Source organism: Atlantibacter hermannii, from assembly GCF_009907385.1.
Lineage (GTDB): Bacteria > Pseudomonadota > Gammaproteobacteria > Enterobacterales > Enterobacteriaceae > Atlantibacter > Atlantibacter hermannii_A.
In genome coordinates, this window is record NZ_JAAATR010000064.1 from 71938 (window position 1) to 79152 (window position 7215).

The 7215-nt window shown below is 56.7% G+C and carries 9 protein-coding genes; 5 read left to right on the forward strand and 4 right to left on the reverse strand.

Features of this window, described 5'->3' with window-relative positions:
- The first annotated feature begins 1 nt into the window (after position 1).
- The 4 genes from GV764_RS16580 to GV764_RS16595 are packed head-to-tail and all read left to right on the forward strand — an operon-like array spanning position 2 to position 2450.
- Positions 2-877: an aldose epimerase family protein gene (locus GV764_RS16580; RefSeq protein WP_161661087.1), complete on the forward strand. Its 876-nt coding sequence runs from the start codon at positions 2-4 to the stop codon at positions 875-877.
- A 43-nt stretch (positions 878-920) separates the two neighbouring features.
- Positions 921-1802 carry a MurR/RpiR family transcriptional regulator gene (locus tag GV764_RS16585; protein ID WP_161661088.1) on the forward strand — a complete coding sequence of 294 codons (882 nt, stop codon included), beginning with the start codon at positions 921-923 and terminating at the stop codon, positions 1800-1802.
- Complete coding sequence (locus GV764_RS16590; protein WP_161661089.1) at positions 1786-2178, forward strand: YidH family protein; 393 nt, start codon at positions 1786-1788, stop codon at positions 2176-2178. The genes GV764_RS16585 and GV764_RS16590 overlap by 17 nt, the downstream gene beginning before the upstream one ends.
- Positions 2175-2450 carry a DUF202 domain-containing protein gene (locus GV764_RS16595; RefSeq protein WP_161661090.1) on the forward strand — a complete coding sequence of 92 codons (276 nt, stop codon included), beginning with the start codon at positions 2175-2177 and terminating at the stop codon, positions 2448-2450. Before GV764_RS16590 ends, GV764_RS16595 begins: the two co-directional genes overlap by 4 nt.
- A gap of 44 nt (positions 2451-2494) precedes the next feature.
- On the opposite strand, the gene frdD is transcribed toward GV764_RS16595, so the two are convergent.
- From frdD to frdA, 4 genes are read right to left on the reverse strand one after another with little or no spacing between them, the layout of a single operon-like run.
- Entirely contained in the window at positions 2495-2854 is a 360-nt protein-coding gene (gene frdD / locus GV764_RS16600; protein WP_161661091.1) for a fumarate reductase subunit FrdD, read from the reverse strand.
- Positions 2855-2863: 9 nt separating this feature from the next.
- A complete protein-coding gene (gene frdC / locus GV764_RS16605) occupies positions 2864-3259 on the reverse strand; it encodes a fumarate reductase subunit FrdC (RefSeq protein ID WP_125294656.1) in 396 nt (131 codons plus the stop codon).
- Between the two features lie 10 nt (positions 3260-3269).
- On the reverse strand, positions 3270-4004 hold the full coding sequence (locus tag GV764_RS16610) for a succinate dehydrogenase/fumarate reductase iron-sulfur subunit (RefSeq protein WP_161661092.1): 735 nt from the start codon (positions 4002-4004) through the stop codon (positions 3270-3272).
- Positions 3997-5787 carry a fumarate reductase (quinol) flavoprotein subunit gene (frdA, locus tag GV764_RS16615; RefSeq protein WP_161661093.1) on the reverse strand — a complete coding sequence of 597 codons (1791 nt, stop codon included), beginning with the start codon at positions 5785-5787 and terminating at the stop codon, positions 3997-3999. The genes GV764_RS16610 and frdA overlap by 8 nt, the downstream gene beginning before the upstream one ends.
- Positions 5788-6106: 319 nt before the next feature.
- Here frdA and epmA point away from each other — a divergent pair, with 319 nt between their 5' ends.
- Positions 6107-7084 carry an elongation factor P--(R)-beta-lysine ligase gene (epmA, locus tag GV764_RS16620; RefSeq protein WP_161661094.1) on the forward strand — a complete coding sequence of 326 codons (978 nt, stop codon included), beginning with the start codon at positions 6107-6109 and terminating at the stop codon, positions 7082-7084.
- The last annotated feature ends 131 nt before the right edge of the window (positions 7085-7215 follow it).

The following is a 7215-nucleotide window of genomic DNA, read 5'->3' on the forward strand; positions in this document are numbered from 1 at the left end:
TATGGCGCACACCTGGACACTGGAAAATGCGCGCTGGCGGATAGCCGTTAACGCGCGAGGCGCGGAAATGTGTCAGTTGACTGAGAAATCTGCCAGCCGGGAGTGGCTCTGGACGCCGGATAACAAAACGTGGAAAAGCACTGCGCCGCTGCTTTTTCCGGTAATAGGGCGGCTAATCCATAACGGGCTGTGGGATGACGAAAAATTCTACCCGCTGCCCGCCCATGGCTTTTTGCGCCATCAGACGTTTTCTTTGCTACAGCATTCGCCTGGCACGCTAAGCCTGATTAGCCACGCGACGGAGGAAACCCTGCATATCTGGCCGTTTCTGTTTTCGGTACAGGTGGACTATCAACTGCTGGATACGGGGGTGCGAATCGTCTGGCGGGTGACCAACCAGGATCGCCAGCCGTTCTGTTTTTCGCTGGGTTATCACCCCGGTTTCGCCCTGCCAGTCGCGCAGGAGCACGGTTGGCGCGTCACGTTTGACGACGCGCCGGTCATCGGCCCGTTCTATACCCGCGACCGGACGCTAAGTCTGGCGCAGAACGCCGGCGGTGTGCGCGAATTTGCGCTCACGCCGGACGCGTTTTGCTGCGGGGCTGTTTATTTCGCCGGATGCCAGGGGAGCCGGGTTAGCGTGGTATCGCCAGAGGGGCTCAGGGTGCTGCAATGCCGGTTAACTCATCAACCCTGGGTGGCGTTATGGGGCGTGCCGGGGGCGGATTTGCTGTGTATCGAACCGCTGTCCGGCACGACCGACGCGCCAGACGCCTCCGGGCAGCAGCGCGATAAGCGGGGGATGCAGTGGCTGGCGGCGGGCGCAGTGTATCAACAGCAGCTGGATATTGTATTCCCGGCAGACGGCGCACGGTGAGATGGCTAAAATAGCGGGCAGTGAATCGTCCAGAGAGCCGTCTATGAGCATCAACAGAGAAAACGTCAGGGTTTATATCGCCAATATTCTGGTCACGCTGGCGGATAAAGATCGCGCGATCGCGGAGTTTATTTTGCATAACGCCGGGCGCTTCGTGCAGTTGCCCGTCAAAAAGCTGTCGCAGGAGATCGCGGTCAGCGAGGCCACTATCGTGCGGTTTTGCAAAAAGATTGGCTACGGCGGGCTGCTTAACCTCAAAGCAGAGCTGCAACGCGAGCTGCTGGAGGAAAGCGACCTGACGTTGCCCTCATCGCCGGATATTTTTGTCGGTGATTCGCGTAACGATGTGGCGCAGAAAATCGCCATGACCATCGAAACTACGGTGCAGGACACTATCGACCTGGTGGACATGAAAAAGCTCAAAACCATCGTTGAGCGATTTATTGCCGCCCGCCGCGTGATGTTTGTCGGCTTTGGCGCGTCTGGCCTGGCGGCCATGGAAGCGCGGGACAAAATGAACCGTATCGGCATTGATTCTGAAGCCTTTACCGATCGTTTTACCATGACCCTGAAGCTGGCGAACCTCAAGCCTGATGACCTGGTAGTGGCGTTTTCGCACTCCGGCGAAACCCCGGAAGTGGTCAACGCGTTTAAGCTGGCGCAAAAAGCCGGGGCGTTCCGTTTAGCCATTACCCATCGCACCGTTTCGCCGTTAAATGAACTGGCGGACGCCTTTTTACTGACCTGCGGTGAAAGCGCGCGCTATCAGGGGGACTCCATCGGCACCCGCGTGTCGCAGCTGTTTATGATCGAATTTTTGTGTACGGAGGTGACCCGGTACAATTTCAGGGATACGGATTCGCCCGGGTTATCGATTAAAGAAATATTGATAAAAGAACGGATTAAGCGTGAATCAACAGGATAATGCGCCTGCCCAGGCGACGGGAAAAGGGCAATGGTGGTTGTCGGGTAAAACCCCGGATTACCGGTTTACGTTAGCTAACGAACGCACTTTCCTGGCCTGGATCCGCACTGCTTTGGCCTTGCTGGCGGGGGCGGTCGGCATTGACCAGTTTTCACCCCATCTCGGCTCGCCGGATTTACGGTTCGTCCTGGTGATGCTGCTGGTGGCAGGCGGCATGGCGCTAAGCATCACGGCCTGGCGCAGATGGCGGCGTAACGAGCACGCCATGCGCCTTGAGTGCGAACTGCCCTACACGCGTTTTCTGTTGTTGCTCAGCGGATTTATGACGCTGGTGGCGATATTGCTGGCCGTTCTGTTCTGGCAGAACGCGTCATGATTGCCCGCGATCCGGGCTTGCAGCCGGAACGCACCCGGCTCGCCTGGTCACGCACCCGTTTCTCGCTGGCGCTGTTTGCGCTGCTCTGCTTTCGTGGCTGGTGCCGCGACGGCAATCTGTTCTACGGGGCGACAACCCTGATTTGTGGCGTCGCGGCGGCGTCGATCCTGTTTAACGGACATCAACGTGCCGGAAAACAGCTGATTTCGCTCAGCCTTTGCGCCGCCGGGCTACTGCTGTTTTTAAATGCATTACGTCACTTGCTGGCATAAAAAAGGCCTGCGCATCGGCAGGCCTGTTTCACAATGGGTTGAGCTTACAGCGTAATCACGCCAATCAGCGCCACAACGGTCAGGATCGCCGCCAGGCCGTAAAACACCCACTTGCCGCTCGGCACATGAATTTTCAGATCGTGCATGGCGTGGTGAATACGATGAAGCCCGCACCACAGCGGCAGAACAATCATCAAAAGCAGAAATACCCGGCCAATAAAGCTTTGGGAAAATGCCAGCACGCGCTCATAACCCAGCGCGTCGCCCGGATAGAGACCCAGCGGCAGCATAATTCCCACCAGCAGTACGATCACCGGCGCAATAATCGCGCCCCACATACCGCCAGCGCCAAACAAGCCCCAGAAAACCGGCTCGTCGGAACGTTTTGGATTGGGATTAATCACAGGGCCTCCTTACCAGAACAATGCCACAAACAGAATCACCACGGTCACCACGATGGTGACGCCCCAGAGCCCCTTGATAATTGGCTCCGCACCCAGTTTTTCATCCTTAACGATAATGTTGGCCGCTTTCGGCGCCAGCTCAAACCAGGTTTTGGTATGCAGTACCGCTGCCGCCAGGGTGATCAGGTTAAGGATCACCACGATGGGGTTTTGCAGGAAACCAACAAACCCCATCCAGCTTTCCGGGCCGCCTTTTAACGCGAACAGGCCGTAAATCAGCACGATGCTGAACCATACGGTCGGCACCGCCGTTCCTTCACGGATCATGTAAAAGCGATAAAAGCCGAGGTTGCGCCACCAGGTCGGACCCATCGTCCGTACATAAGGCTTACGTTTTGTTGTCATCATGCACTCCTTAGCGAGGTTTCAGGGTGGCGATTAAGAAGTCTTTCGAACTCTCCACCTTGCCCTGCTGAATGGCGGCTGCCGGATCGACATGTTTCGGGCACACTTCGGAGCAGAAGCCCACAAACGTACAGGTCCAGACGCCATTCTGGCCGTTCAATTGCGCCATACGCTCTTTCTTGCCGTGGTCGCGGTTATCCAGGTTATAACGGTGCGCCAGCGTGATCGCCGCCGGGCCGATAAACTCCGGGTTCAGACCAAACTGCGGGCAGGCGGCATAGCACAGACCGCAGTTGATGCAGCCGGAGAACTGATGATACTTCGCCATCTGGGCCGGGGTCTGGTTGTTAGGACCCTGATCCGGGGTGCGCGGATTACCGATGATGTAAGGCTTAATCGCTTCCAGGCTTTCGATAAAGTGGGTCATATCGACCACCAGATCGCGCTCGATCGGGAAGTTCGCCAGCGCCTCGACCTTCATGCCTTTCTCGTAATCGCGCAAGAAAGTTTTACAGGCCAGCTTCGGCACTTTGTTGACCATCATCCCGCAGGAGCCGCAGATCGCCATACGGCAGGACCAGCGATAGCTCAGGTCGGGCGCCAGATTGTCTTTGATGTAACCCAACGCATCCAGCAGCGAGGTTTGCTCGTCGTAAGGCACCTCATAGAACGTGCTGTGGGGCGCGTTATCCACTTCCGGGTTATAACGCACCACCTCAACTTTCAGGTTTTTCATCTCAGCCATTCGCCGTCTCCTTCTTCTCGGCTGCTTCTGCTTCCGCACCGTACACGCGTTTCGCTGGCGGCAGCGTGGTGATTTTCACGTCGCTGTATTCCAGACGCGTCGTGCCGCTGGCGTCGCGGAAGGCGAGGGTGTGTTTCAGGAAGTTGACGTCATCACGCTCGGTGCAACCTTCATCCAGACGCTGATGCGCACCGCGCGACTCTTTACGCGCCAGAGCGGAATGCGCCATACATTCGGCCACATTCAGACCGTGCCCCAGCTCGATAGTGTAGAGCAGGTCGGTGTTGAACACGCTGGAGTTGTCGGTGATACGCACGCGCTTAAAGCGTTCCTGAAGCTCGGCGAGTTTATCCACGGTTTTCTGCATCAGTTCCGGGGTACGGTAGATACCGCAGCCTTCTTCCATCGACAGACCCATTTCATCGCGGATCTTCGCCCAGTTCTCGTTGCCTTCCTGATTCACCAGCGTTTTCAGACGTTGTTCGACGTCCGCCGCCTGCGCGTTGAGCGCAGAATCATTGGCTTCCGAGGCGGCAGAAGCGCGCGCCATCGCCTGTTCGCCCGCCAGGCGTCCAAACACCACCAGTTCCGCCAGCGAGTTGGAGCCGAGACGGTTGGCGCCGTGCAGACCCACAGAAGAACATTCGCCCACGGCGAACAGCCCCTGAATGCGGGTTTCACATTGCTGGTTGGTTTCGATGCCGCCCATGGTGTAATGCGCGGTCGGACGCACCGGAATCGGCTCTTTAACCGGATCGACGCCCACATAGGCCTTCGCCAGTTCGCAAATAAACGGTAAGCGTTCGAGCAGTTTCTTCTCGCCCAGGTGACGCAGATCCAGATAGACCACATCGCCGCGCGGCGTCGGGATGGTGCGGCCAGCGCGCCATTCGTGCCAGAACGCCTGGGAAACTTTATCGCGCGGACCGAGTTCCATGTACTTGTTCTTCGGTTCGCCCAGCGGCGTTTCCGGGCCCATACCGTAATCCTGCAGATAACGGTAGCCGTCTTTGTTCACCAGAATACCGCCTTCGCCGCGGCAGCCTTCGGTCATCAGAATCCCGGAGCCCGGCAAGCCGGTTGGGTGATACTGAACGAATTCCATATCACGTAGCGGTACGCCATGGCTCAGCGCCATGCCCATACCGTCGCCAGTGACGATCCCGCCGTTGGTGTTGTAACGGTAGACGCGGCCTGCGCCGCCTGTCGCCATTACCACTGCATTGGCGCGGATCTGCACCAGGGTGCCTTCCATCATATTCATCGCCACCAGGCCACGCGCGTGACCGTCGTCGACCAGAATGTCGAGGACGAAATGTTCGTCGAAGCGTTGAATTTGCGGGAACTGAAGGGAAGTCTGGAACAGGGTATGCAGCATGTGGAAGCCGGTTTTATCCGCGGCGAACCAGGTGCGTTCGATTTTCATCCCGCCGAAACGACGTACGTTGACCGTGCCGTCCGGACGGCGGCTCCACGGGCATCCCCATTGCTCAAGCTGTGTCATCTCTGTGGGGCAGTGATGCACAAAATAGTCCACCACATCCTGCTCACACAGCCAGTCGCCACCCGCCACGGTATCGTGGAAATGGTAGTCAAAGCTGTCATGATCCTGCGCCACCGCTGCGGAACCGCCTTCGGCGGCAACGGTATGGCTGCGCATAGGGTAGACTTTAGAAATCAGTGCGATTTTGGCGTCAGGATTAGCCTGTGCTGCGGCGATGGCCGCTCGCAGTCCAGCTCCGCCAGCGCCAATGACGGCGAGATCGGCATAAAAGGTTTGCACGACATTCCTCCAGATTATTGTAATTTCGCAAGCGCTATGACCAAAACAGAACAGACGCAAGGCACGTTTGCGAAAGCGAATTCCCCTGCTCCTTAATGGGTAGAACAGTATAACGGGGTCAATCTTAAGGAAATTTGACGCGTTCGATTTTTTTGGCGGGTGCCCTGGGGCCTTTGTCACAATCATTGATGCCTGGCTCACGAAACCGAAGATTCATGATTCATGAACCGTTAAAACCAAAAATTCGCTGCGCAAAAATTGTCTCCTCTGCGCGATGCGGGTAGACTTCGTGCCCTTATCTGAAGTCGGAGAATAAATTATGAGCGATACGGCCTCCTGGCAGCCGAGCGCATCCATCCCCAATCTGTTGAAACGCGCAGCGCTGATGGCGGAGATTCGTCGCTTTTTTACCGATCGCGGTGTGCTGGAGGTGGAAACCCCCTGCATGAGCCAGGCGACGGTTACGGATATTCATCTGGTCCCGTTTGAGACTCGTTTTGTTGGCCCCGGTCATTCAGAGGGCATTAACCTTTATTTGATGACCAGCCCGGAATACCACATGAAGCGCCTGCTGGCGGCGGGTTGCGGCCCGGTCTACCAGCTGTGCCGCAGCTTCCGTAATGAAGAGATGGGGCGTCATCACAACCCGGAATTCACCATGCTGGAGTGGTACCGTCCGCATTACGACATGTACCGCCTGATGAACGAAGTTGACGACTTGCTACAGCAGGTGCTGGAAACCAGCCCGGCGGAAACGATCTCTTACCAGCAGGCATTCCAGCGCTATCTGGAAATCGACCCGTTGTCAGCCGATAAAACCCAGTTGCGTGAAGTCGCGGCCAGACTGGATCTGAGCAATATTGCTGAGACCGAAGAAGATCGCGATACGCTGCTGCAACTGCTGTTCACCATGGGCGTTGAGCCGCAGATCGGCAAAGATCGTCCGACCTTTGTTTACCACTTCCCGGCCAGCCAGGCATCGTTAGCGCAGGTCAGCACGGAAGATCATCGCGTCGCCGAGCGTTTCGAGGTCTATTTTAAAGGCATCGAACTGGCGAACGGCTTCCACGAACTGACTGACGCTCGCGAGCAGCAGCAGCGTTTCGAGCAGGACAACCGTAAACGCGCCGCGCGCGGCTTGCCGCAGCAGCCGGTAGATGTGAATTTACTGGCAGCGTTAAAAGCAGGTCTGCCGGACTGCTCCGGCGTGGCGTTAGGCGTGGATCGCTTGATTATGCTGGCGCTGGGCGCGGAACGGCTTTCTGATGTGCTGGCGTTTAGCGTGGATCGTGCGTGATAGAAAAGCCCCTTATCTCTCTATATAAGGGGCAAATTACAAGAAATATGCCTGTCTCACTTTTCACAAGTTTTATTGAAGCGTAATCCTTCGGTAACTTACTGAAAAAATTCATCAATTTGTTTTATTAC